At 61.3% G+C, this 22390-nt stretch carries 20 protein-coding genes; 5 read left to right on the forward strand and 15 right to left on the reverse strand.

The features are described from left to right. Positions 1–170: 170 nt before the first annotated feature. From thiL to AB4Z24_RS10945, 8 genes are all read right to left on the reverse strand, one after another. Positions 171–1196, reverse strand: coding sequence for a thiamine-phosphate kinase (gene thiL / locus AB4Z24_RS10910; protein ID WP_441708288.1), 1026 nt, complete (start codon positions 1194–1196; stop codon positions 171–173). Positions 1197–1230: 34 nt separating this feature from the next. Continuing rightward, entirely contained in the window at positions 1231–1728 is a 498-nt protein-coding gene (gene nusB / locus AB4Z24_RS10915; RefSeq protein WP_441708204.1) for a transcription antitermination factor NusB, read from the reverse strand. Beyond that, positions 1725–2228 carry a 6,7-dimethyl-8-ribityllumazine synthase gene (ribH, locus tag AB4Z24_RS10920; protein ID WP_441708205.1) on the reverse strand — a complete coding sequence of 168 codons (504 nt, stop codon included), beginning with the start codon at positions 2226–2228 and terminating at the stop codon, positions 1725–1727. Before ribH ends, nusB begins: the two co-directional genes overlap by 4 nt. Positions 2229–2236: 8 nt before the next feature. Then, positions 2237–3388 carry a 3,4-dihydroxy-2-butanone-4-phosphate synthase gene (gene ribB, locus AB4Z24_RS10925; RefSeq protein ID WP_441708289.1) on the reverse strand — a complete coding sequence of 384 codons (1152 nt, stop codon included), beginning with the start codon at positions 3386–3388 and terminating at the stop codon, positions 2237–2239. Continuing rightward, positions 3388–3981: a riboflavin synthase gene (locus AB4Z24_RS10930; protein WP_441708206.1), complete on the reverse strand. Its 594-nt coding sequence runs from the start codon at positions 3979–3981 to the stop codon at positions 3388–3390. Before AB4Z24_RS10930 ends, ribB begins: the two co-directional genes overlap by 1 nt. Positions 3982–4019: 38 nt before the next feature. Beyond that, complete coding sequence (ribD, locus tag AB4Z24_RS10935) at positions 4020–5138, reverse strand: bifunctional diaminohydroxyphosphoribosylaminopyrimidine deaminase/5-amino-6-(5-phosphoribosylamino)uracil reductase RibD (protein ID WP_441708207.1); 1119 nt, start codon at positions 5136–5138, stop codon at positions 4020–4022. Between the two features lie 6 nt (positions 5139–5144). Next, positions 5145–5672, reverse strand: coding sequence for a transcriptional regulator NrdR (gene nrdR / locus AB4Z24_RS10940; RefSeq protein ID WP_441708208.1), 528 nt, complete (start codon positions 5670–5672; stop codon positions 5145–5147). 129 nt (positions 5673–5801) lie between these two features. Continuing rightward, the gene (locus tag AB4Z24_RS10945) at positions 5802–6230 is read right to left on the reverse strand and encodes a winged helix-turn-helix transcriptional regulator (protein WP_441708209.1); all 429 of its coding nucleotides are present in this window, start codon (positions 6228–6230) and stop codon (positions 5802–5804) included. A gap of 93 nt (positions 6231–6323) precedes the next feature. On the opposite strand from AB4Z24_RS10945, the gene AB4Z24_RS10950 reads away from it, so the two are divergent. Continuing rightward, positions 6324–6905 (forward strand): flavodoxin family protein, encoded by a 582-nt coding sequence (locus AB4Z24_RS10950; RefSeq protein ID WP_441708210.1) that lies wholly within the window; start codon positions 6324–6326, stop codon positions 6903–6905. A 78-nt stretch (positions 6906–6983) separates the two neighbouring features. On the opposite strand, the gene glyA is transcribed toward AB4Z24_RS10950, so the two are convergent. The 5 genes from glyA to AB4Z24_RS10975 all read right to left on the reverse strand — a co-directional run bounded on the left by glyA (position 6984) and on the right by AB4Z24_RS10975 (position 13312). Then, on the reverse strand, positions 6984–8288 hold the full coding sequence (gene glyA / locus AB4Z24_RS10955; protein WP_441708211.1) for a serine hydroxymethyltransferase: 1305 nt from the start codon (positions 8286–8288) through the stop codon (positions 6984–6986). 181 nt (positions 8289–8469) lie between these two features. Next, a complete protein-coding gene (hemA, locus tag AB4Z24_RS10960) occupies positions 8470–9702 on the reverse strand; it encodes a 5-aminolevulinate synthase (protein WP_290990817.1) in 1233 nt (410 codons plus the stop codon). A 223-nt stretch (positions 9703–9925) separates the two neighbouring features. Further along, positions 9926–11266 carry a L,D-transpeptidase family protein gene (locus AB4Z24_RS10965; RefSeq protein WP_441708212.1) on the reverse strand — a complete coding sequence of 447 codons (1341 nt, stop codon included), beginning with the start codon at positions 11264–11266 and terminating at the stop codon, positions 9926–9928. A 202-nt stretch (positions 11267–11468) separates the two neighbouring features. Beyond that, the gene (gene ldtR / locus AB4Z24_RS10970) at positions 11469–11978 is read right to left on the reverse strand and encodes a transcriptional regulator LdtR (protein WP_092867414.1); all 510 of its coding nucleotides are present in this window, start codon (positions 11976–11978) and stop codon (positions 11469–11471) included. Positions 11979–12196: 218 nt separating this feature from the next. Further along, positions 12197–13312 carry an enoyl-CoA hydratase/isomerase family protein gene (locus AB4Z24_RS10975; protein WP_441708213.1) on the reverse strand — a complete coding sequence of 372 codons (1116 nt, stop codon included), beginning with the start codon at positions 13310–13312 and terminating at the stop codon, positions 12197–12199. Positions 13313–13581: 269 nt separating this feature from the next. Here AB4Z24_RS10975 and AB4Z24_RS10980 point away from each other — a divergent pair, with 269 nt between their 5' ends. From AB4Z24_RS10980 to AB4Z24_RS10990, 3 genes are all read left to right on the forward strand, one after another. Then, positions 13582–14829, forward strand: a complete 1248-nt coding sequence (locus tag AB4Z24_RS10980; RefSeq protein WP_441708214.1) for an extensin family protein — start codon at positions 13582–13584, stop codon at positions 14827–14829. Positions 14830–14997: 168 nt separating this feature from the next. Next, complete coding sequence (gene hemB, locus AB4Z24_RS10985) at positions 14998–16053, forward strand: porphobilinogen synthase (RefSeq protein ID WP_441708215.1); 1056 nt, start codon at positions 14998–15000, stop codon at positions 16051–16053. Between the two features lie 290 nt (positions 16054–16343). Beyond that, positions 16344–16817 (forward strand): pyridoxamine 5'-phosphate oxidase family protein, encoded by a 474-nt coding sequence (locus tag AB4Z24_RS10990; protein ID WP_441708216.1) that lies wholly within the window; start codon positions 16344–16346, stop codon positions 16815–16817. Between the two features lie 47 nt (positions 16818–16864). On the opposite strand, the gene AB4Z24_RS10995 is transcribed toward AB4Z24_RS10990, so the two are convergent. Together AB4Z24_RS10995 and AB4Z24_RS11000 are read right to left on the reverse strand one after the other, a co-directional pair. Next, entirely contained in the window at positions 16865–17395 is a 531-nt protein-coding gene (locus AB4Z24_RS10995; RefSeq protein WP_441708290.1) for a DUF2155 domain-containing protein, read from the reverse strand. Between the two features lie 136 nt (positions 17396–17531). Beyond that, positions 17532–17930: an NADH:ubiquinone oxidoreductase subunit NDUFA12 gene (locus AB4Z24_RS11000; protein ID WP_441708217.1), complete on the reverse strand. Its 399-nt coding sequence runs from the start codon at positions 17928–17930 to the stop codon at positions 17532–17534. Between the two features lie 684 nt (positions 17931–18614). Between AB4Z24_RS11000 and AB4Z24_RS11005 the strand changes: the two genes are divergently transcribed. Next, complete coding sequence (locus tag AB4Z24_RS11005) at positions 18615–22376, forward strand: vitamin B12-dependent ribonucleotide reductase (RefSeq protein WP_441708218.1); 3762 nt, start codon at positions 18615–18617, stop codon at positions 22374–22376. Positions 22377–22390: the final 14 nt, after the last annotated feature.

The raw sequence follows: 22390 nt of genomic DNA on the forward strand, positions 1-22390 counted from the left end.
AGTGTTCATCTATACGGCAGCATACGTGCCTTTTCAGCCACTTAACTGCCATCACGCATATGGCCAAACAGTGACGATCTAGCAAAGCGAACCCGTCGCAGACAGACACCAAAATGCAGGTCTGTGTTGCGCACTTGCCGCTCATCATCTGGTGCTCGAGGCTGCGCGACTTACCCGCCAAAGTGGTCGTAACCAAACCGCTTGACGTCCACGGGCGTTCCGTTCGCATCCCGTATTTCGAGCGGCCGACCGGCTTCAAGGATGCCGATCTGCGCGATGGCGATTCCCGCCATCTCCGCGCCGCGTGTGAAGTCTGCCACGGAGCCTGGCGGAACTGCGACAATGAGTTCGTAGTCGTCCCCTCCTGCGAGGACGAGCCGGGCGTGACCTGCGTCATGGGCAAGCGCCGTTGAAACGGCCTGCGAGACCGGAACGGTATCCAGCTCGAGAGAAATTCCCGACGGTCCGGCGAGCCGGGCAAGATCCTTCACAAGGCCATCGGAAATATCGAGCGCGGCCGAGGCGTGATCCCGGAGGGTTCGGGCGAGCGCCAGCCGGGGTCGCGGACGGAGATAGCGGTCGAGCACGAATGCGCGTTCTTCATCGCTAAGGACCTTTTCGAAGGCCGACGGATCGTTGCGAACGGCGAGCCCCAGCGCCGAGTCGCCGATGGTTCCCGTTACAAAGACATGGTCTCCGCTTCGGGCACCCTGACGGTGGACGAATTTGCCAGCAGGCACCGAGCCCAGCATCGTGATGCCGATCGAGAGGGGACCGGGCGTCCGATCCGTATCGCCGCCCAAAAGACGGCAGCCGAAGCTGTCCTGCGCTTTTTTCAGGCCTTCCGAAAATCTCGCCATCCAGTCGCGGGCTGGCGCCTCGGACAGAGCGAGCGTCAGAATATAGGTGAGCGGCGTCGCGCCCTTCGCAGCCATGTCGGAAGCGTTGACGGCGAGCGCCTTCCAGGCGACGTCCTCCGGAGCGTCATGCGGGAAAAAGTGTACGCCGGCAATGATGGGGTCGCTGCTGACGACGAGATCGGTACCTGGCTCGGGGGAGATCAATCCCGCGTCATCGCGAAGTCCGAATGCGCCTGGCACGCCGGCAGCGAGGGGCGCCAAATAGGTCTGGATGAGATCGGTTTCGCTTTCGATCCGGCCCGCGGTTCCTGGTTCTGCGGCGTGCGATGGCGGCATCTTTTCCAAGCCCAGCGCTCGCGCGCTTACATCTTCAGGATGGCGTTACCCGCCTTACGAATTCGTGGCCCCGAACCCGTCGCGCGATCTTGTCCAGCACGCCGTTTACGACTCGCGGCTCGTCTTCTGAGAAGAAGACGTGCGCGACGTTGACGTATTCGTTTATGGCGACGCGCGCCGGAACGTCGTCACGGTCAAGAAGCTCGGCAACCCCGCCGCGCAGGATCGCGCGCAGAATGGAATCGACGCGCACGAGGCTCCAGCCGGTCGCGAGCTGCTCGTCCACCATCGGATCGATCTCGCGCTGACGACGCAGAACCGCCCGCAAAATGTCGGCAAAGAAAACCCGGTCCGCGATCGCCAGGACCTCGTCGCGATTATCGCCTTCAAAACGCTGTTCGATGAACTCGGCGATGACGTCGTTGACGTCCGTGCCAGCCATGTCCATTTGATAAAGCGCCTGCACGGCCGCGATCCGCGCTGCCGTCCGCGGCGTAATTTCCGCCAGCTTTGACTTGCCTTTGGCGGTCATGCCGGCGTTCCCCAGAAAGCGCGCTTCGTCTCGATCAATCGCAAGCACGCGCGGGCGGCGTCACCGCCCTTACCGGCAATACCGCCTTCAGCGCGCACCAACGCCTGCTCGCGCGTTTCGACGGTGAGAATGGCATTGCCGACCGGAACGTTCTGGCGCACGGCCACATCCATCAGCCAATGGTTCGCATTGTTGCAGACGATATCATAGTGGCCCGTATCTCCGCGAATAACGCAACCGAGAGCGACCGCACCATCGAACGCCGTTCGTCCGGCCTCCCGAGCCTCCGCTGCTGCGGACAGCACCTGCGGAATTTCAAGCGCGCCCGGAACGGCAATCCGCTCGTAGGTCGCGCCGCGTTTGGTGCACTCGGCAATCGCCCCTTCGATGAGCAGATCGGCAATGTCGGTGTAGAAACGCGCTTCGATGAGAAGGATATGCGCGCGAATGGGAGCCGCGCCATTATCTTCCCGCGCCGCTCCTGGGGCTTTCTGAACCATGTGTCGAGCTACTCGATTTTTCTTGTTCCGGTCACACGCAGCCCGAATGCTTCGAGGCCGACGTAGACGTGCTGCGGCGATGTCGTGAGAAGCACCATGTCCTTGACGCCAAGATCGGCGAGGATCTGCGAGCCGACGCCGATTTCGACTTGGCGCCGTTCCTTGCTCAGGTCCGCGAGAGCGCCGGGGGTGTTTCTCCGCGTCACCCAATCAGACACGGATTTGGGACGCAAGTCACGAATGAGGACGATGACGCCGCGGCCCTCGGCTTCGATGGCGCGCATCGACTGTTCGACGACGGAACCGGTCTCGCCGTGGCCATTGATGTCGAGCACGTCGTGCAGCACGTTGACGGCGTGGACGCGCACCAGGACCGGGCCGCCCTTCCCAACATTGCCTTTGACGAGCGCCAGATGCTCTCCGCATTCGACCGTCGTCTCGTAGACGTAAAGATCAAAGTTGCCGGCGCTCGTCGTCTCGACCGGCGTTTGCGCGACTCGCTTCACGATGCGATCGTTCTTAAGGCGATAGGCGATCAGATCCTCGATGGCGCCGATCTTTAGACCGTGAACCTTGGCGAAGCGGGCAAGATCGGCCATGCGCGCCATCGTGCCGTCTTCGTTCATCACTTCGCAGATGACGGCGGCCGGCGTGAGGCCTGCGAGCTTCGCGAGATCGATCGATGCTTCGGTGTGACCAGCCCGGACGAGGACGCCGCCATCGCGCGCGATGAGGGGGAAAACGTGGCCCGGCGAGACGATGTCGGCCGCGCCTTTCGACGGATCGATGGCGGTCGCGATCGTGCGCGCCCTATCGAATGCCGAGATGCCTGTCGAGATGCCTTCGCGCGCTTCGATCGATTGCGTGAAGGCCGTGCGGTTGCGCGAGCCGTTCGAGCGCACCATGAAATCGAGATTGAGATCCTTGGCGCGAGCCGCGGTCAACGCGAGGCAGATCAATCCGCGGCCGTGCTTGGCCATGAAGTTGATGGCGTCGGGCGTCGCCATTTGCGCCGGGATGATGAGATCGCCTTCGTTTTCGCGATCCTCGGCATCGACGAGAATGACCATACGGCCGTTCTGCATCTCCTCGACAATCTCCTCGATCGGCGAGAGCGCGCTACCGCTGTGAGTGGACTGCAAATTCGTCGAGCCCGTCATCATGGGCGAAACTCCATCAGGCGCGCGACGTAGCGCGCGAACACATCGACTTCCAGATTGACCAGATCGCCGGGGGTTTTCGCGCCCCACGTCGTAACCGTCAAGCTGTGCGGAATGAGATTGACGCCAAAACGGGCTTCCGCAACCTCGTTGACGGTCAGCGAGGTGCCGTCCAACGCCACGGACCCCTTGGGGGCTATATAGCGGGAAAGATGCTCGGGCGCCTCCAAAAGAAAGCGTTTGCTTTCGCCGTCGCTGGTGATGGCGATGATTTTGGCGATACCGTCCACGTGGCCAGAGACGATGTGGCCCCCGAGCTCGTCGCCGGCCCGCAACGACCGTTCCAAATTGACGCGCCGGCCAGGTTGCCACTTATCGAGCGTGCTTTTGGCCAACGTCTCGTTCGAAACGTCGACGGTAAATTCGGCGCCATCGGCAAGCGGCTTGATGGCGGTCGCGGTCAGACAGACGCCGTCGCAGCAGATCGAAAGACCGGTTTCTTCCGGCTTGAGCCTATAGGCCGTTTTCAAAGTAAAGCCGCCAGGCGATCTGGCGATCACCTCGCCGACATCGGTAATCAACCCGGTAAACATCTGATCAGCGTCCTTCCTTGTCAGCTGGGCCTTGTCCGCTAGGCCTTGTCCGCGAGGCGGTGAAGCCGCCACATCGTGTCGGTGCCGATTGCCCGCCGCTCAACGACCGTTGTGCCGAGGGGGCCGAGCCAGCGCGCGACTGCATTCTGCGCGTCAACGTCGGTGGGCTTCCCTGCCATGTAAAGAACGATCTCGTCGGCGAGCGACGCGTTCGCGAAGGAACGCCAGATCGCAGGGCCGCCTTCGACGAGCAATCGCGTGATGCCGCGCGCGACGAGCGCTTCCATGATCGAAGGTAGCCAAAGGGTGTTGCCGACGACGCCGGATTCGATGATGTCCGTGCCGCTTGCGGCGATCGCGCTTTTCTTATCCGCATCGCCGCCGTGGCCCGTCAGCAGCCAAACGGGTACTTTCGCGGCGCTTTGAAAGAGCTTGGCTTCGACCGGAAGATCGAGCGAGCGTGATAGAACGACGCGCACCGGCGAGCGATCGAAGAGGCCCGGCAGCCGGCACGTCAATTCCGGATCGTCGTCCCTGACGGTTGCAGCTCCGACAAGGATGGCGTCGAACTCGCTTCGCAGCACCATGGCGTGAGCGCGCGATCTTTCGCCCGTCACCCAGACGGGTTGAGTACCGGAACCCCGGGCGATATCGCCATTTGCATCGAGTGCGAGCTTCAGCGAGACGAACGGCCGGCGCTCGGTGATGCGAACGACGTGGCCGCGCGTGATCCACCGCGCTTTGGCTGCGCCGACGCCGCGAACGACTTCGATGCCGGCGTCCCGCAACCGGTCGAGACCGCGACCGGCGACGCGCGGATCGGGATCTTCGATGGCAACGACGGCGCGCTTCAATCCTGAAGCAACAATTGCGTCGGCGCAGGGGCCCGTCTGGCCGTAGTGCGAACAGGGTTCGAGCGTGACGTAGATGGTTGCGCCCCGCGCCTTGTCGCCTGCCGTTGCGATCGCAGTCGTCTCGGCGTGCGGACGGCCGCGATTGGCGGTCCGTGCACGCGCGATCAGCTCGCCCGTCTGTTCATTCGCGATGACGGCGCCGACGGATGGATTCGGCCAGGTTGCGCCAAGCCCGCGCTCGGCCATACGCAGCGCGACTGCCATCATCTCGTCGTCGAACGCACAACCTCGGGGACTCGACATACCTGCTCAGTGCTTCTTCTGGATCGTGATCTCGTCGAGGGAGGGCGTTCCGAACCGTTCTGTCAAATCGAGCGGATCGTGGGCATTGCTCGCCAGCTCACGGAGAACCGCGTGAAAATCCGCAGCGTCGCGAAAATCGCGATACACGGACGCGAAGCGCACATACGCGACAGGATCGAGTTCGCGCAAGGCCGCCATGACGAGTTCACCAATCTCGGCAGACGTAATTTCCGTTTCGCCCGAACTTTCGAGTTGGCGCACGAGGCCGGAAACGAGCCTGTCAATCCGCTCCTGCTCGAACGGACGCTTGCGCATCGCGACCGAGATGGATTTCAAGAGCTTATCGCGATCGAACAGGACCTTGCGGCCCGAACGCTTGAGGACGGTCAATTCGCGAAGCTGAACGCGCTCGAAAGTCGTGAAGCGGCCACCACAATCGGCGCAGATGCGCCTCCGGCGGATCGCCGAATTTTCATCCGACGGCCGGCTGTCTTTGACCTGGCTATCCTCGCTTCCGCAAAATGGACAGCGCATCCTTCAGCTCCTCGTGGCAGCACATGAATCGTATAGCACGTGGCCGCGCGTTATCCCTTATGGAAGCACGCTTGTGAACCGAATTCACATGGATGAATTGGCTTGGGCGCCTCGACACGGGAAGACTGGTTACCGATTCCTGACGCGCTCCCGCTTTTCGAATTCCTCACGCGCCGTGTGGACCTCGTCGATATGAACTTCGACCCACGAATCGAGCTTGCGTATCGTATCAGCAAGAGAACGCCCCAATTCCGTCAGCTCGTATTCAACGCGAGGTGGCACTTCCATATGATCGATGCGCCGAACAAGCCCATTGCTTTCAAGCGTCCGCAGCGTCTGCGTCAACATCTTCTGCGAAACACCGCCTATCAACCGCATCAGGTCACCGTTGCGCATGGGACCGCGCCGTAAAGCGGGCATGATGAGAAGCGTCCATTTGTCTGCGACGAGTTCAAGTAGCGCACGCGACGGACAGGCTTCCGCATAGATGTTTGCAGCGAGCGCGCCCTGCTTCTCTGCTTCTTCCTTGAACCGCTTCAGGGGATTTGTGCCGAGCATTTGCCACCCTAGTTACTAAAAGGTGCGTACTTTACCACCAGTTCCTATCTCGTATATCCGGCAGCGGGATCTCGCAAGAGCGGAGAATGGTTCATGACCAATGTTGCCGTAGTTTATCACTCAGGGTACGGCCATACCGCCGTAGTCGCTCAGCACGTGGCGAAAGGCGCCGAAGCCGTGCCAGGTACGACAGCACGAATCTACAAAGCGGACGACCTCGTTGCGCCAGATGCCGGACCTTGGGCCGAACTTGCTGACGCGGACGCCATCGTCTTTGGAGCGCCAACCTACATGGGCACCGCTTCGGCCGGCATGAAGCAGTTCATGGACGCTTCATCGAAAGTTTGGGCAGTGCGGGGATGGAAAGATAAGATCGCTGCTGGTTTCACGAATTCGGCCAGCTGGTCGGGCGATAAACTTTCAACGCTTACGCAATTCTCAATATTTGCCGCTCAACACGGGATGGTCTGGGTCGGTACAGGAATGATGCCGGGTTACAATACGAAATCCGGGTCTCCAGCCAGCATTAACAGACTCGGATCATTTCTCGGTCTTATGACCCAGGCAAATGCGGACGAAGGTCCGGACGTTGCGCCACCCCAGCACGACAGGCAGACAGCGGAACAGTTCGGGGCGCGTGTTGCCGAGGCGGCCGCGCGCTGGAAAAGCGCATGATTATTAGCTGAAATGACAGGGCCGCGCGGCTTAAGCTGCGCGGCCCTGTTCTGAATTTATCTTACTCGCGCCGTCGACTTAGGCGTAGATCGGGAAGCGATGGCAGAGCGCCGTCGCCTTCGCCTTGACGGCGGCTTCGACCTCGGCGTTGCCCTCTTCGCCGTTCTTCGCCAGCCCTTCGAGAACCTCGGTGATCAGGCGGCCGACTTCCTGGAACTCGGCGACGCCGAAACCGCGCGTCGTGCCGGCGGGCGAACCCAAGCGGATACCCGACGTCACCATCGGCTTCTCGGGGTCGAACGGGATGCCGTTCTTGTTGCAGGTGATGTGCGCACGGCCGAGCGACTTCTCGGCCTTGTTGCCGGTGATCTTCTTCGGACGGAGGTCGACGAGCACGACGTGCGTGTCGGTGCCGCCGGAGACGAGCGCGAAGCCGTTCTGGACGAGCACTTCGCCCAGCGCCTTGGCGTTATCCATCACGCCCTTGATGTAGACCTTGAAGTCGGGACGCAGCGCTTCACCGAAGGCAACGGCCTTCGCGGCGATGACGTGCATCAGCGGGCCGCCCTGGATGCCAGGGAAGATCGCCGAGTTGACCTTCTTCGCGATCTCTTCGTCGTTGGTCAGGATCATGCCGCCACGCGGACCGCGGAGCGTCTTGTGCGTCGTGGTGGTGACGACGTGCGCATGCGGGAACGGGCTCGGGATGAGACCGGCAGCAACGAGACCGGCGAAGTGCGCCATGTCGACGAGGAAGTGCGCGCCGACTTCATCGGCGATCGCGCGGAAAGCAGCGAAGTCGATCTTGCGGGGATAGGCCGAGCCACCGGCGATGATGATGCGCGGCTTGTGTTCGTGCGCGAGCTTCCGCACTTCATCCAAGTCGATGAGATGCGTATCCGGCTTCACCATGTAGTGGACAGCGTTGAACCACTTGCCCGACTGGTTGACGGTCGCGCCGTGTGTCAAGTGACCGCCGGCTGCGAGCGACAGGCCGAGGATGGTGTCGCCGGGCTTTGCGAGCGCATTGAACACGCCCTGGTTCGCCTGCGAGCCCGAGTTCGGCTGCACGTTGGCGAAGCCGCAGTTGAAGAGCTTCTTGGCGCGATCGATCGCAAGCTCTTCGGCGATGTCGACGTACTGGCAGCCGCCGTAATAGCGCTTGCCGGGGTAGCCTTCGGCGTACTTGTTCGTGAGGACCGAACCTGCAGCGTCGAGCACGGCCTGGGAGACGATGTTTTCCGAAGCGATCAGCTCGATTTCGTTCTGCTGACGCCCGAATTCCTTCTGGATCGCGCTGAAGACCTCAGGATCGGTCTCGGACAGGTGCGCCTTGAAGAAGCGGGAGGTCTGCGAAGTTGCTGCGGCCGGTGCAGTCGACATGGGCTTTCCTCTATTTTGGGAAGTGTTTTGTAGCGCTGGCGGGTAGCCTGGAGCAAGCCCGGCCGGTCGCGGTTTCAATCATAGTACGGGCTCTCACGCCAGCGCTCAACACCATCCGAACCCGCGTAATAAAGGCGCGGGCAAGGGGTTTTGCAGCGCACCTGAGACGATCGCGGCCGGCTTACTCCGCCGCTTCCGCGAGGCTTTCCATCAGCGCCAAGGGGCACTGAGACCAGAGGTCGGAAAGAGCACCGACGAGATGCTCCATATCGGCGTCCGTGTGCTGAGGCGATGGCGTCAGCCGCAGGCGTTCGGTGCCACGCGGAACCGTCGGATAGTTGATCGGTTGAACGTAGATACCGTAGCGGTCGAGCAGCACGTCCGTCAGCGCCTTGCAGCGGACCGGATCGGCCACCAGCACGGGCACGATGTGGCTCGGCCCTGAGATGACGGGGAAGTCAGCGGCTACTAAGCGGCGCTTCAGCGTGCGCGCGCGCTCCTGGTGCATTTCACGCTCGACATTGCTCGTCTTCAGATGCCGGATCGACGCGACTGCGCCGGCCGCGATTGCGGGTGCCAACGAGGTCGTGAAGATGAAGCCAGGGGCATAGGAACGGATCGCGTCGCAGAGCGTCCGTGACGCCGCGATGTAGCCGCCCATGACGCCGAAGCCTTTGGCGAGCGTGCCGTTGATGATGTCGACGCGATGCATGACGCCCTCGCGCTCAGCAACGCCGCCGCCGCGCGGGCCATAGAGCCCAACCGCGTGCACCTCATCGAGATACGTGAGTGCGTTGTACTTTTCCGCCAGATCGCAGATCGCGGCGATGGGAGCGATGTGCCCGTCCATCGAGTAGACGCTTTCAAAGGCAATGATCTTCGGCGTATCGCGCGGCACTTTCTTGAGCCGCTCTTCGAGATCGGCGAGGTCGTTGTGGACGAAGATCTGCTTCGGTCCGCGGCCGTTGCGGATGCCGGCGATCATCGACGCGTGGTTCTTCTCGTCGGAAAAGATCACGCAGCCCGGGAAGAGCGTAGCAAGCGTCGAAAGGGCTGCTTCGTTGGCGACGAAGGCGGAGGTGAACAGAAGTGCCATCTCCTTGCCGTGGAGATCGGCAAGCTCGCGTTCCAGTTCGACGTGGTAATGAGTCGTGCCGGCGATGTTGCGCGTGCCGCCGGAACCGGCGCCGACGAGATCGATCGCCTCGTGCATTGCGGCGAGCACCTTCGGGTGCTGGCCCATACCGAGATAATCGTTGGAGCACCAAACGGTTATCTGCTTTGCGTCTTCGCCTTTGACGACATCGGCTTTGGGAAACGCACCGCGGCGACGCTTCACATCAGCGAAAACCCGATAACGCCCCTCGCGCTTTACGGTATCGAGGGCCTCTGAGAGCATCTGCTCGTAATTCATCAGTCGATTTCCGCTCCCATAAGCACGGCATTCATTATTTTGGTCCGTTTATGAACCCAGGGACGCCAAAGGACCAGTGCCGTTTCGTCGCGTAGGTGATGAAAATTTGGTCAGGCTCCGAGAGCACTTTCGTCTGGCCGAGCCCCTTAATTTGGCAGCCGGCCCCCCGGCAGCAAGCCGGGTTGAGGCTGGCGCACACCAGCCCTACGCTGCCATTGGGAAGTTAATAGGATGATGCGACCTCGCCGATACCATCCTTCTGGTAAATGTCACGCCGAAATTGGACAACGCCGTCCTCCGTCGCCCAGGCGCTGATATATACGAACAGCAATTGAACGGGCTTTTTGAGGCGGACGTCCATCCGCTCGCCCTGCTCCTTGATCTGGGCGATGCGGTCGGCATTCCAGCCCTTCTGGTCGGCAAGCAGCCAGGCGGCCAGATTCTCGATGTTGTGGACGCGGATGCAGCCCGAGCTTTCGGAACGGAAGTTGCGGCCGAAAATCCGATCTGACGGTGTGTCGTGCATGTAGACGGAATGGGCGCTGTCGAAATTGATCTTCAGGAACCCGAGCGGGTTCTCCTTGCCCGGCTGCTGGCTGTACGTGTAGGTGCCCGGCGTCACCTTCTCCCAGTTGATGCTTTGCGGGTCGACCTTCTTGCCGCCTGCGTAGGCGTCGATGCCGAACTTCACAAGGACGTTCTGGCCCTTCTTCTGCATCTCGCGCCCACGCGGGATCAGGTCTTCCGAAATAACCGTCGGCGGCAGCCGCCACATCGGATTGAAATTCAAGTCGGTGATCGGCGTCTTGAGAAGCGGCGTCGGACGTTCGGGCTTGCCGACGACGCCGGCGTAGCGGGCGACGATCGCGCCATTCTCCACGGCCTCGATCTGGGCCGCAGGAATATTGACTACGACGTATCGCTTCGACGTCGTTGGGATGGCTTCCTGCAGGCGCGTCAGGTTGATCTTCAATTGCTTCAGGCGCACATCCGCCGGCACATTCAGAGCAACGATTGTCCGTTTATCGGCGATCCCCGTCGGCGTCAGGCCGTTCGAGGCCTGGAACCGCTGCAGCGCCTTCTCGACGTCGTTGTCGAAGTAATTCGAAGTTGTATTGGCGCTTCTGAGGTCGCCGGAGGCTGCGAGGCGGGCACGCAACAGCGCAACGTCGGGACGGGTCGTTCCGTACTGCATGAGATCGTCGCGAAGCGTCTTCGGCGCCGGCTCGGGAATTTGGGGCCAGCCGCCCTTCCCCACGATCATCGTGTACTGGCGAACCGCCATTTTGGTCGCTTCGATGTTGGCTTTGGCGAGAGTCGCGTACCCCTTCGGCGGATTCGCCTCCCATTCGCGGACGAAATCCGGATCGGCGCGATTGGTCGAATAGGAAGGGCCGTCATTGCCGGTCGGGCCGAAATTGAACCAGCCTAAGCTCTGAGCCGACGCGCCGCCGCCGAGCCCGCCGGCGGCCGATAATGCAACGAAACCAATGGTCAGGATGTTGGCGAGGCGTCGGCGCGAACGGCCGCCCGCTGCCCCAGACTTCTGCTTCCCCAGGTCCACCGCCGTCCCCCGACGCTTGCGATTGCGAATTTCGTTGGAGCCAGACTATCTGAGTTTGGAGTATTTGACATGTGGTAGCTGCGGGTCCGGGCAACTTGGACACGGACAAAACAAAAAAGGGACTTCTCTGCATCTCGCAAAGAAGTCCCCGTGCGCCGGTCCGGCGACCGCGCTTAGAGCAGGTTATTGGCGTCAGCCGTAATTAGAGCCGGTAGCGGATCTGATCCGACCAGAAACGCTCGAGGCGCACCAATGCCTTGTTCAGGCCCTTGACGTCCTCATTGGAGACTTCGCCGACGGTCTGCACCGAGCCCAGCTGGCGAAGATAGAGTTTGCTGACGATGTCCCGCGCTTCGAGGCCCTTGTCGGTCAGGCTGACACGCACCGACCGGCGATCCGTATCGGACCGCTTGTAGTGGATGTAGCCCATGTCGACGAGCTTCTTCAGATTGTAGGACACGTTCGACCCGAGGTAGTAACCCCTCGTCTTGAGCTCGCCAGCCGTCAGCTCGCTCTCGCCGATGTTGTAGAGGAGCAAGGCCTGCACGCTATTGAGCTCGGCTCCGCCGCGACGGTCAAACTCGTCCTTGATGACGTCGAGGAGGAGACGGTGCAGACGCTCGATCAATCGGAGCGCCTGAAGATACTCACCGCGAAACCCTTCTTCCTGGGCCGGCGCGCGGTGACGCGCCATATCGTACGCTAAACTCATAACCCTGCCTCACAAATGTTGACGCCACCCGGTTGGCCCGGGTTTTGACAAATTGATAACTCGGAGGCCTGAATTTCGGCTAAATAGATATAGTAAAAGAATAGTAGGGGGGTGTCTTTGGAATAAATTTTTAACCAAAACTCAGGCGAAAAATTCCAGATTGGTAAATTTCTCCCTTACGGAGCGAAGAGAATTCGAAGCAACGCGGCCAGTAAAACTTAAACGCGTGCTGCCTGCATTTCTGATCTCGTTGGCAATTCCAGTTCACCATCTGGCAATGGCGCAAAATATTCATCGACTGCGCTTGCAATACTCGCATCGTAGCGTTTGGGTTTCCACGACGGATCGCCATCCTTTTCAATAAGTAGCGCGCGAACCCCTTCGTGGAAGTCGTGGCCCTTCAGGCACCGCACCGCTAGGCGATAGTCTTCGATGAGGGTCTGCCGGATATCTAGCGACAGCGCCGACTGGATATGGCGGACCGTGATCTCCAGTGATATCGGCGAGCACTTGCCCAAATCCGCCAGCGTTTTCCGCGCCCATTCCGATCCTTTGGCCTCGGCGTTGGTCAGCGATCGCAAAATACCTTCGAGCGTCGGTTCGGAAAAATGCTCGATAATATGGCCCTTGTCTTTCTGCAAATCGCCGGGCTGTTGAACTTCATGCAAACCATCGAGCATCGGATCGACCGGCTCGGCATCCTTCAATTTGTCGAGAATGCCCGAAAAATGCGTCGACGAAATGCAATGGGTAACGAGGCCGAGCCATTGCGCGTCTGCGCTGCCAATCGTGCGGCCGGTCAATCCCAGATAGATGCCAATGGGCCAGGGCATCTTCGCCAAGACGCGGCTAACTCCGACATCCGGGAAAAGTCCGATCTTCGTTTCCGGCATTGCCCACTTGAAGCCTTCGCCAGCAATCCGATGGGTGTTGTACGCGGTCAGGCCCACGCCGGAGCCCATGCACAGCCCGTTGACGAACGACACGGTCGGCTTCGAAAAGCATTCGAGAAGCCAGTTCAGCGAATACTCCGTGCGGAGGTAGGTCTTGGCCGTCTCGATATCACGCTTCGCAGCGGCCGACAGCGCGCGGACATCGCCGCCCGCGCAGAATGCCCGCGGATGGTTCGAGAGCAGCGCCACGATATAGACGTCGGGGTTGCGAGCAACGCGCGGGAGGATACTCGCCAGCGTCCGGCACATCTCGTCATCGAGGGCGTTGAGAGCGTTCGGCCGGTCAAGCGTGAACGTCTGCAGCGCCTGAGACTGCGCGGCAACGATCTTCAACGGCTGCTCGGCCGTGGCCGTTCTGAGGTCAATGTTCTGTTCGTTCACGGCAAGCTCTGTAAGTATCGTCCCGACGATTTCGTCAACGATTCGAATGATTGTTGCGATGCTATGGCGTGTTTCATCTGAACCCGCCATATTTTGCGGCTATAAGCTGCATCTTACCCTCTGCAAATCTGCGCCGCATCGAAATCGCGTCCCAAGCCGAGGTTCGTTAGCACCTTGGCCTGCAAGAGGAATTCTGCAACTATTAACCCTGTGCCGGATGGGCCTGTTGCCGGCTTTTTAGAGCGCTCGCCAAGGATGTACAGACAGAAATGACGACGCCCGCGCGCACATACGGCAGCACCCACCGATCGAGCTTCCGGCTCATCATCGCTGCGGCCATCTTGGTTTTGTCATTGTTTGCCGCCGGCACGGCTCGCGATGCTCAGGCGAAGCAAAAGGCTGTGCCTCCGGCGCCAGATGCCACATCCGGCGCCGGCAAGGCCGATGCACAGGCGGCGGGATCGCCTTCTCAAACGGCGGCAGACTCCGCGAAGCCGGCGCAGCCTGCTCCAAACACGGACGCCAATTCGTCGCAAAACGCCGGCGCAAAGCCCGGAGAGCAAGCCAAACCGGAGGCCGATTCGAAAGCTTCGGCTGAAGCCGCACCGAAGCCGCCCGCGTGGTCAGCGGCCGAGGTCGCGGATGCCAAGGCACACTGCGCTATCGTGTTGAAGCGCATCCACGCCGTTGCCTTGCCGCATGAACCGATCAAGGAAGGCGCGTGCGGCGCGCCCGCCCCCGTCGAACTCGTCAGCATCGGCGAGAAACCGCAGGTGGCGTTGTCGCCGCCGGCGATCGTGACTTGCGATCTCGCGGAAGCGCTCACCCAATGGTTCGAGAACGACGTGCAGCCGCTCGCGCGCAAGCATCTCAAATCGGAAATCGTCACGATCGAGACGATGAGTTCCTATTCGTGCCGCAACGCGTATGGGCGCAAGAAAACGAAGCTCAGCGAGCACGGCTTGGCGAATGCACTCGATATCGGCGGCTTCATAACCGCGACGACGAAGACCGCCGAAGTGCTGGAAGACTGGGGCAAGCCGCAACGGGAAATTCTGGCCGAAGCGGAGGCGGCGAAGCGCGCAGCAGACGAGGCCGCCGCGAAGACTGCGGGAACGGGAACCGCGGCCAATCCCGTGCAAGCCGCGTTGCCACTGGCTGTGCCTTTGACGGCCGGTGCTGCCGCTGCCGAACTCGCACGCTCGACGATCATCGAAGGGGTGCCGGCGTCGGGAAGCGCCAAACTTGTGGCGACGTCCGAAGCGGCCGTTCCGAACAGATTGGGCGGGCCGGTGGTGAAGCCCGGCAAAAAGGGGGCTCTCGCGCAAAAGGCGGCGCAGGTGGCGCTCGCTGCGAGCCCTGCTCCGGATGCCGAGGTACAGGCCTTCCTGCACGAAGCGCACAAGGCCGCCTGCCGGATTTTTGGAACGACGCTCGGGCCGGAAGCGAACGCGGATCACCGCAACCATTTCCACGTCGACATGGCGGAGCGGAAGTTTACCAAAATCTGCGATTAGCTGCGAAAGTCGGATTGGATTAGCATCGGCTTTAATGTCTTCGGCGGCATTCCTGCCCTGCATCGCGCGGCTTGCGCAGGAGCGCGGCTCGTGTCCAATGTCGGCCGAATTTCGGCTGAACTTCAGGCGGCCCGGAAGTCGCCGCCTTCTGCCTAGGAACCTTTGCTCATGTCTTCCCGAACGCGCACGACCGCCCGCAGCATCGATAACGGCGGCGGTGGGAGCCCCGAATTCCTTTCGGGCGGTTTTCCGGCAATTCGCATGCGCCGCAACCGCAAGACACCATGGTCGCGCCGGCTCGTCGCCGAGAACCAGCTGTCGGCGAGCGACCTGATCTGGCCGCTGTTCGTCGTCGATGGCACGGCCCAGCGCATGCCTGTCGCGTCGATGCCCGGCGTCGAACGATTGAGCGTCGACCTGATCGTGGAGGCCGCGAACCAGGCGGTCGATCTCGGCATTCCCGCGATCGCGCTCTTTCCGTTCACCGATCCGAAGAAGCGCAGCGAGGACGCACTCGAAGCGTTCAATGCGGACAATCTCGTTTGCCGGGCTACGCGCGCGATCAAGGCCGCGAAACTCGATCTCGGCGTCATTCTCGACGTCGCGCTCGATCCCTACACGAGCCACGGACACGACGGCTTGCTCATCGGCGACGAAATCGCAAACGACGAGACGAACGTGGCGCTCGTCAAGCAAGCGCTCGTGCAAGCGGAAGCGGGCGCCGACGTTCTCGCGCCGTCCGACATGATGGACGGACGCATCGGCGTCATTCGCAGCGCGCTCGAAACGGCGGGCTTCAAGCACACGCAGATCATGTCCTACGCGGCCAAGTACGCGTCCGCGTTCTATGGTCCGTTCCGGGATGCCGTCGGCTCGTCGGGGCTTCTGAAGGGGGACAAGCGCACCTATCAGATGGACCCGGCGAACAGCGAGGAAGCCTTGCGCGAGGTCGCCATCGATCTCGAAGAAGGCGCGGACATGGTGATGGTGAAGCCGGGCATGCCGTATCTCGACATCGTGCGCCGCGTATCGGACACTTTCGGCGTGCCGACGTTCGCCTATCAGGTGTCGGGCGAGTACGCGATGCTCGCTGCGGCGTTTGAAAAAGGCTGGCTCGATCCGGACAAGACGATGCTCGAGAGCCTGCTTGCGTTCAAACGCGCGGGTGCTTCCGGCGTGCTGACGTATTTCGCGCCGAAGGTGGCCAAGCTACTGGCGGAATAGCGGCCTTCGTCATTCTCGAGCGGACGAGCGGCGCGAGGCCGATCGGGAATCCAGCGTTAGACTCGCCGGTGGCGCGATATTGCGTCTTCAACCCTCTTAACGTTGGATCCCCGGACTTCGACGTGGCTTTGCCGCGCTCGTCCGAGGATGACGATGGCGGCGTTCTAACTGCCAACGTCCGAAGGCATTTGATCTAGAGCATGTCGGGCATCGCCGGAGCGTGAGAAGCTGCGCCTGAACACGAAGTATGCGTAATGGCTATGGCTGCGCCACGCGATGGAGATCTCGTTATGGATGAAGGCATCCGACGAAAGATTCTGAATCTTCTCGACCAGAACAGGATCATGACGGTCGCGACGGTGAGGCCTGACGGCTGGCCTCAGGCCACCACTGTCGGCTACGTCAACGAGGGCTTGTTGCTCTATTTTCTTTGCGCAAAAGACAGTCAAAAAGCGGCAAATCTCGCGCATGACAATCGCGTGTCGCTGACGATAGGCCACGACGCATCCCAGCTCATGCAAATCGAAGGACTATCGATGGCGGCACGCGCGGAGGCGGTCACGGATCGAAGCGAGGCCGAGAAAGTACTGGCCAAGCTTCCAAATAAATATCCGCAGCAGGCTGGCCTAACGTTCGCAATGCCAAAGCCAGAAGACATCTGCATTTTCCGCGTCACGCCAGCCGTCATCTCCGTTCTCGACTATTCCAAAGGCTTTGGACACACGGACCTTGTGACGGTCAGCGATAGTCGCCATTCGATTTGACCAAGGATGGACGGTTCGCGAAAGCGGCTCTGAGTTCGCTGGCAGTTCTAGCGGCGAACGCGGCGGCGGAAATCCTGATCGGCGGCGGCGTCGCCGTTATCCTGAAAACCCGTCTCAGGTGCAGCCTGACCCGGCGCATCTGCAGGCGCTTCGGTGACGGTGCGCGGCGTACCCGCGGGCGGCTGTTCGGCGATGGTCCGGCTCGGTTTGTTGCATTCCGTCAGCCAGACGTCATACGTCGGATGCTCGAGGCCATAGATGCCGGGGCTTTCCGCGAACATCCAGCCGGTGAAGATCCGCTTTTCCGAACCGTCGAGCTGCGTTTCGTCGATCTCGACGAATGTCGTGGTCTTGGGTTCTTCGGTCGGCGGACGAGAATAACAGGCGCGGGGCGTGATTTTCAAAGCACCGAAGACGGACGTCTGGCCGATCGCCACTTCGAATTTCGAAATGTGGGCCGTAACCTTGTCGAGCGCGGAAAAGACCGCGACTTGATTTTCAATGCGATCGGCATGGGCGGGCACCGATGCGACGCTCGTCAAGGCGGCGAGCATAAACGGCAGCGACACGGCAGCCATTCTGCGCCGGAGTGGCCCTACGCTCGGCGCAAGTTTCAAAAGCAAGGGCGTTCTCAATTCAAAATCCAGTTGGGGGCGCTTGCCCAGCGAGGCCATCGCTTGGGCCTCAAAACGGGCGAATTTTCGATGGGCGCGATCAGTGCGGCTTCCAGGCCTTATAATCGCTGGTCGACTTCGCGCGCTCGCCCTTGCCCAGGATCGAGCCTTTCGGACGATATGCGCCCGGCGTGCCGGTCAGGTTCATCTGATGCGGCTTCTCCCAGGGGCGCCGCTGATAGCGCTCGTCGGTCGGCAGCGTATCAACCGTGTAATGGAGCCAGCCGTGCCACTCGGGGGGCACTTGGCTTGCCTCGGAGAGCTTCGGATAAATGACCCAGCGCGCCGGAACGCCAAGCGGGCCGACGCCGCTCTTCTGCACAAAATAGCGATTTCCGAACTGGTCCTGGCCGACGAGCTTGCCTTTGCGCCAGGTGAAGAATCTCGTGCCCCAGGTGTTGCCGCCCCACCAGCTGAAGATCTCGCTGAGTAAGCTCATGTCCTTAGGGTCCTTTTTCTCGCCGCCGCTGGCGTTGGACTTAGCTGCTCTGCAGTGCACATGTCCAGACGGTAGGGAGGCGATGCAGTGGCGCAACATCGGAGATGCGGAATCGCACTAAGCTCTTGGCCGTCGGCTGAGCAAAACGGCTCCATTCACCTTCGTCCACATGGCGGACGCGATTTTATCAAGGTGAAACATAAGGGTTTGCGCCGGATTTGGGGCGACCCGCTGGAAGTTGCTAACACCACTAGATGTAGTGCTCTGTTGCCTCTGCCACCCCAATATATATCCCAGAATGCGTGACGTGCGGCTCGAATCGTCCTAGCTTTGTGACTGTGCGGCGAACGTGCGACGGTCCGAAGGGGGAGTTGTGGATCGCGCTATCGCCGAGTTGAGACCAACCGTTTTCAAGCGTTCTTTCCAGTCGCGTTCAGAGTAGCGCACGAGCACCTCGTCGCCATCAAACACCTTTGTGGTCGGCAAAACGCCGGCAGATCGCGGTCATCGACCGTCGTCGCTGGTGCAGGAGGTGTGCGCTCTGAACTCGGCCCGTTTGTGTGCGTCAGTCATGCGTTGTCATCCCGCCAAGTATCGGAAAGCAGGGTCCGATTCGAGGCGTTCCATTCCATACGGCAAGTGGACCAAGGTCCGTCTGCCGCGAAATCTCGGGGGCACCTACCTATGAAGATTACACGGCGTTTCACTGAAGCCGGAAACTCGCCTTATGCCTCGATCCCGTTCCGGCGTGCGACCTCCGAAATCAAGAATCCCGACGGCTCTGTCGTTTTCAAGCTCGCTGGCTTCGACGTTCCCGAGCACTTCAGCCAAGTGGCAGCAGACATTCTGGCTCAGAAATACTTCCGCAAGGCCGGCGTGGCGCGTCGCTTGCGCCGTTGTGAAGAGACGCAGGTTCCCTCGTGGCTCTGGCGCTCGGCTCCGGATGAAGCCGCGCTCGCCGAACTTCCCGAGAATGAGCGCTTCGGCGGCGAGACAGATGCGCGGCAGGTGTTCGACCGCCTCGCCGGCACATGGACCTATTGGGGCTGGAAGGGCGGCTACTTCACGTCCGAAAGCGATGCGCAGGCCTTCTTCGACGAGCTTCGCTATATGCTCGCGATGCAGATGGCGGCGCCGAACTCGCCACAGTGGTTCAACACCGGCCTGCACTGGGCCTACGGCATCGACGGCCCCGGCCAGGGACACATGTATGTCGATTATCAGACGGGTGAGCTGGTCCACTCGTCGTCCGCTTATGAGCATCCGCAGCCGCACGCCTGTTTCATCCAGTCCGTCGCCGACGATCTCGTCAACGAGGGCGGCATCATGGATCTCTGGGTCCGCGAGGCGCGTCTCTTTAAATACGGCTCCGGCACGGGTTCGAACTTCTCCTCGCTCCGCGGCGCCAATGAAAAGCTGTCGGGCGGCGGACGCTCGTCGGGCCTGATGAGCTTCCTGAAGATCGGTGACCGTGCGGCGGGCGCCATCAAGTCCGGCGGCACGACGCGCCGCGCGGCCAAGATGGTCGTCGTCGACGTCGATCATCCGGATATCGAGGAATACATCACCTGGAAGGTACGCGAGGAGCAGAAGGTTGCGGCCCTCGTTACCGGTTCGAAGATCTGCCAGAAGCGGCTTAAGGCCGTCATGAAGGCTTGCGTCAACTGCGAAGCCGAGGGCGACGCCTGCTTCGAGCCGACGAAAAATCCGAAGCTCAAGATCGCGATCCGCGAAGCCAAGCGCGACGGCGTTCCGCAGAACTACATCCTGCGCGTCGTCCAGTTCGCCAAGCAGGGTTACAAGGATATCGCGTTCGACACCTATGACACGGACTGGGACAGCGAGGCCTATCTGACGGTCGCCGGGCAGAACTCGAACAACTCGGTTCGCGTCACCGACGAGTTCCTCAATGCCGTCGCCGACGACAAGGAGTGGAACCTTCGCGCCCGGCTCAACGACAAGATCACGAAAACCATCCGCGCCCAGGATCTCTGGGAGCAGATCGGCTTCGCAGCGTGGGCCTCGGCCGATCCCGGCATCCAGTTCCACACGACGATCAACGACTGGCACACGTGCCCGCAGTCGGGGCCGATCCGCGCCTCGAATCCGTGCTCGGAGTACATGTTCCTCGACGATACGGCGTGCAATCTCGCGTCGCTCAATCTCCTGCGCTTCCGCCGGGACGATAAGTCGTTCGACATCGAAGCCTACGAGCACGGCTGCCGCCTGTGGACGATCGTGCTCGAGATCTCGGTGCTGATGGCGCAGTTCCCGTCGCGCCAGATTGCTGAACTGTCCTACCGTTACCGCACGCTCGGCCTTGGCTTCGCGAACATCGGCGGCTTGCTGATGTCGGCGGGCATTCCTTACGACTCGACCGAGGGCCGTGCGATCTGCGGCGCGATTTCCGCGATCATGACCGGTGTCGCCTACGCGACGAGCGCGGAAATGTCGGCGGAACTCGGACCGTTCCCGGGATACGAACCGAACGCGCAGGACATGCTGCGGGTGATGCGCAACCATCGCCGCGCGGCGCACGGTGAATCGGAGTTCTACGAGAAGCTTGCAACGGCACCCGTTCCGCTCGACCACGCGTCGTTGAAGGACGAGCGCCTGGGAGAGGCTGCAAAGCGGGCCTGGGACAGCGCCCTCGAACTCGGCCAGGAGCACGGCTATCGCAACGCGCAGGCCACCGTCGTCGCGCCGACCGGCACGATCGGCCTCGTGATGGACTGCGATACGACCGGCATCGAACCCGACTTCGCGCTCGTCAAATTCAAGAAGCTCGCGGGCGGCGGCTACTTCAAGATCATCAACCAGTCAGTGCCGGAAGCGCTGCGCGCCCTCGGATATCGCGAAAACCAGATTGCGGAGATCGAAGTCTACGCCGTCGGTCACGGGTCGCTTGCTCAAGCACCTGCGATCAACACGCAGACGCTCAAAGCCCGCGGCTTCACCGATGACGCGCTCGCCAAGATCGAGAAGGGTCTCGGCACGGCGTTCGACATCAAGTTCGTGTTCAACCGCTGGACGCTCGGCGACGAGTTCATGACCGGCAAACTCGGCGTTCCGGCCGACAAGCTCAATGATCCGTCATTCGATCTCTTCGCGCATCTCGGCTTTTCGAAGCACGACGTCGACGCTGCGAACGAGCACGTCTGCGGAGCGATGACGCTCGAAGGTGCGCCGCATCTCAAAGCCGAGCATCTGCCGGTGTTCGACTGCGCCAATCCGTGCGGCAAGAAAGGCAAGCGCTACCTGTCGGTCGAGAGCCACATCCGCATGATGGCGGCGTCGCAACCGTTCATCTCGGGCGCCATCTCGAAGACGATCAACATGCCGAACGACGCGACAGTCGAGGATTGCAAGCAGTCCTACATGCTGTCGTGGAAGCTGGCGCTTAAAGCCAACGCGCTCTATCGCGACGGCTCGAAGCTCTCGCAGCCGTTGAACAGCCAGATCCTGGGCGACGACGTGGAGGATGCCGAGGAAGCCGCCGACGCGCTGATGGCGCAGCCGATGGCGGCACGCACGGCAACTGTAACGGAAAAGATCGTCGAGAAGATCGTCGAGCGCGTCATCTACCTCGAAAAGGAGAAGGCGCAGGGCCGCGACAAGCTGCCGGGCCGGCGCAAGGGCTATACGCAGAAAGCGTCCGTCGGCGGGCACAAGGTCTATCTGCGCACCGGCGAATACGATGACGGCCGCGTCGGCGAGATCTTCATCGACATGCACAAGGAAGGCGCCGCCTTCCGCTCGCTGATGAACAACTTCGCCATCGCCATCTCGCTCGGTCTGCAATATGGCGTGCCGCTGGAGGAATACGTGGAGGCCTTCACCTTCACGCGCTTCGAGCCGGCCGGCCTCGTGCAGGGCAACGAGACGATCAAGAACGCGACGTCGATCCTCGACTACATCTTCCGCGAATTGGCGGTGTCGTACCTCGGCCGTCACGACCTCGCGCACGTCGATCCGCGCGAGATCGTCGGTGAGACGGGTCTCGGCTCTAGCGACGACACGACGGACGAGCAGCTGGCGTTCGATCTGCCGGAAAGCGTGACGAAGATGGTGTCGAAGGGTCTCGTGCGCGGCGCGCCGGTCGTTCGCCTCGCGAGCCGGACGACGACGAACGTATCCGGAGCGAAGGCATCGTCGCTTGGTGCGGCCGCCGTTCAAAGCGAGAGCTACGATGTGACGTCGCGCTACGTCGAGCAGACGCTGACGCACGGCGCCAACGCTCTCTCGGTTGCGAGCGAAGAGTTGCACGCGGCGGTTTCGTCAGGTCCGGTTCTGACGAAGTCGGAGCTCTTCAAGCAGCGCGTCTCGGAAGCGAAATTGCGTGGCTATGAAGGTGTTTCGTGCAGCGAGTGCCACAACTTCACGATGGTGCGGAACGGCACCTGCCTGAAGTGCGACACGTGCGGCAGCACGAGCGGGTGCAGCTGAGTATTTGCGAGGTG

The organism is Hyphomicrobium sp. 2TAF46 (assembly GCF_052114865.1).
Lineage (GTDB): Bacteria > Pseudomonadota > Alphaproteobacteria > Rhizobiales > Hyphomicrobiaceae > Hyphomicrobium_B.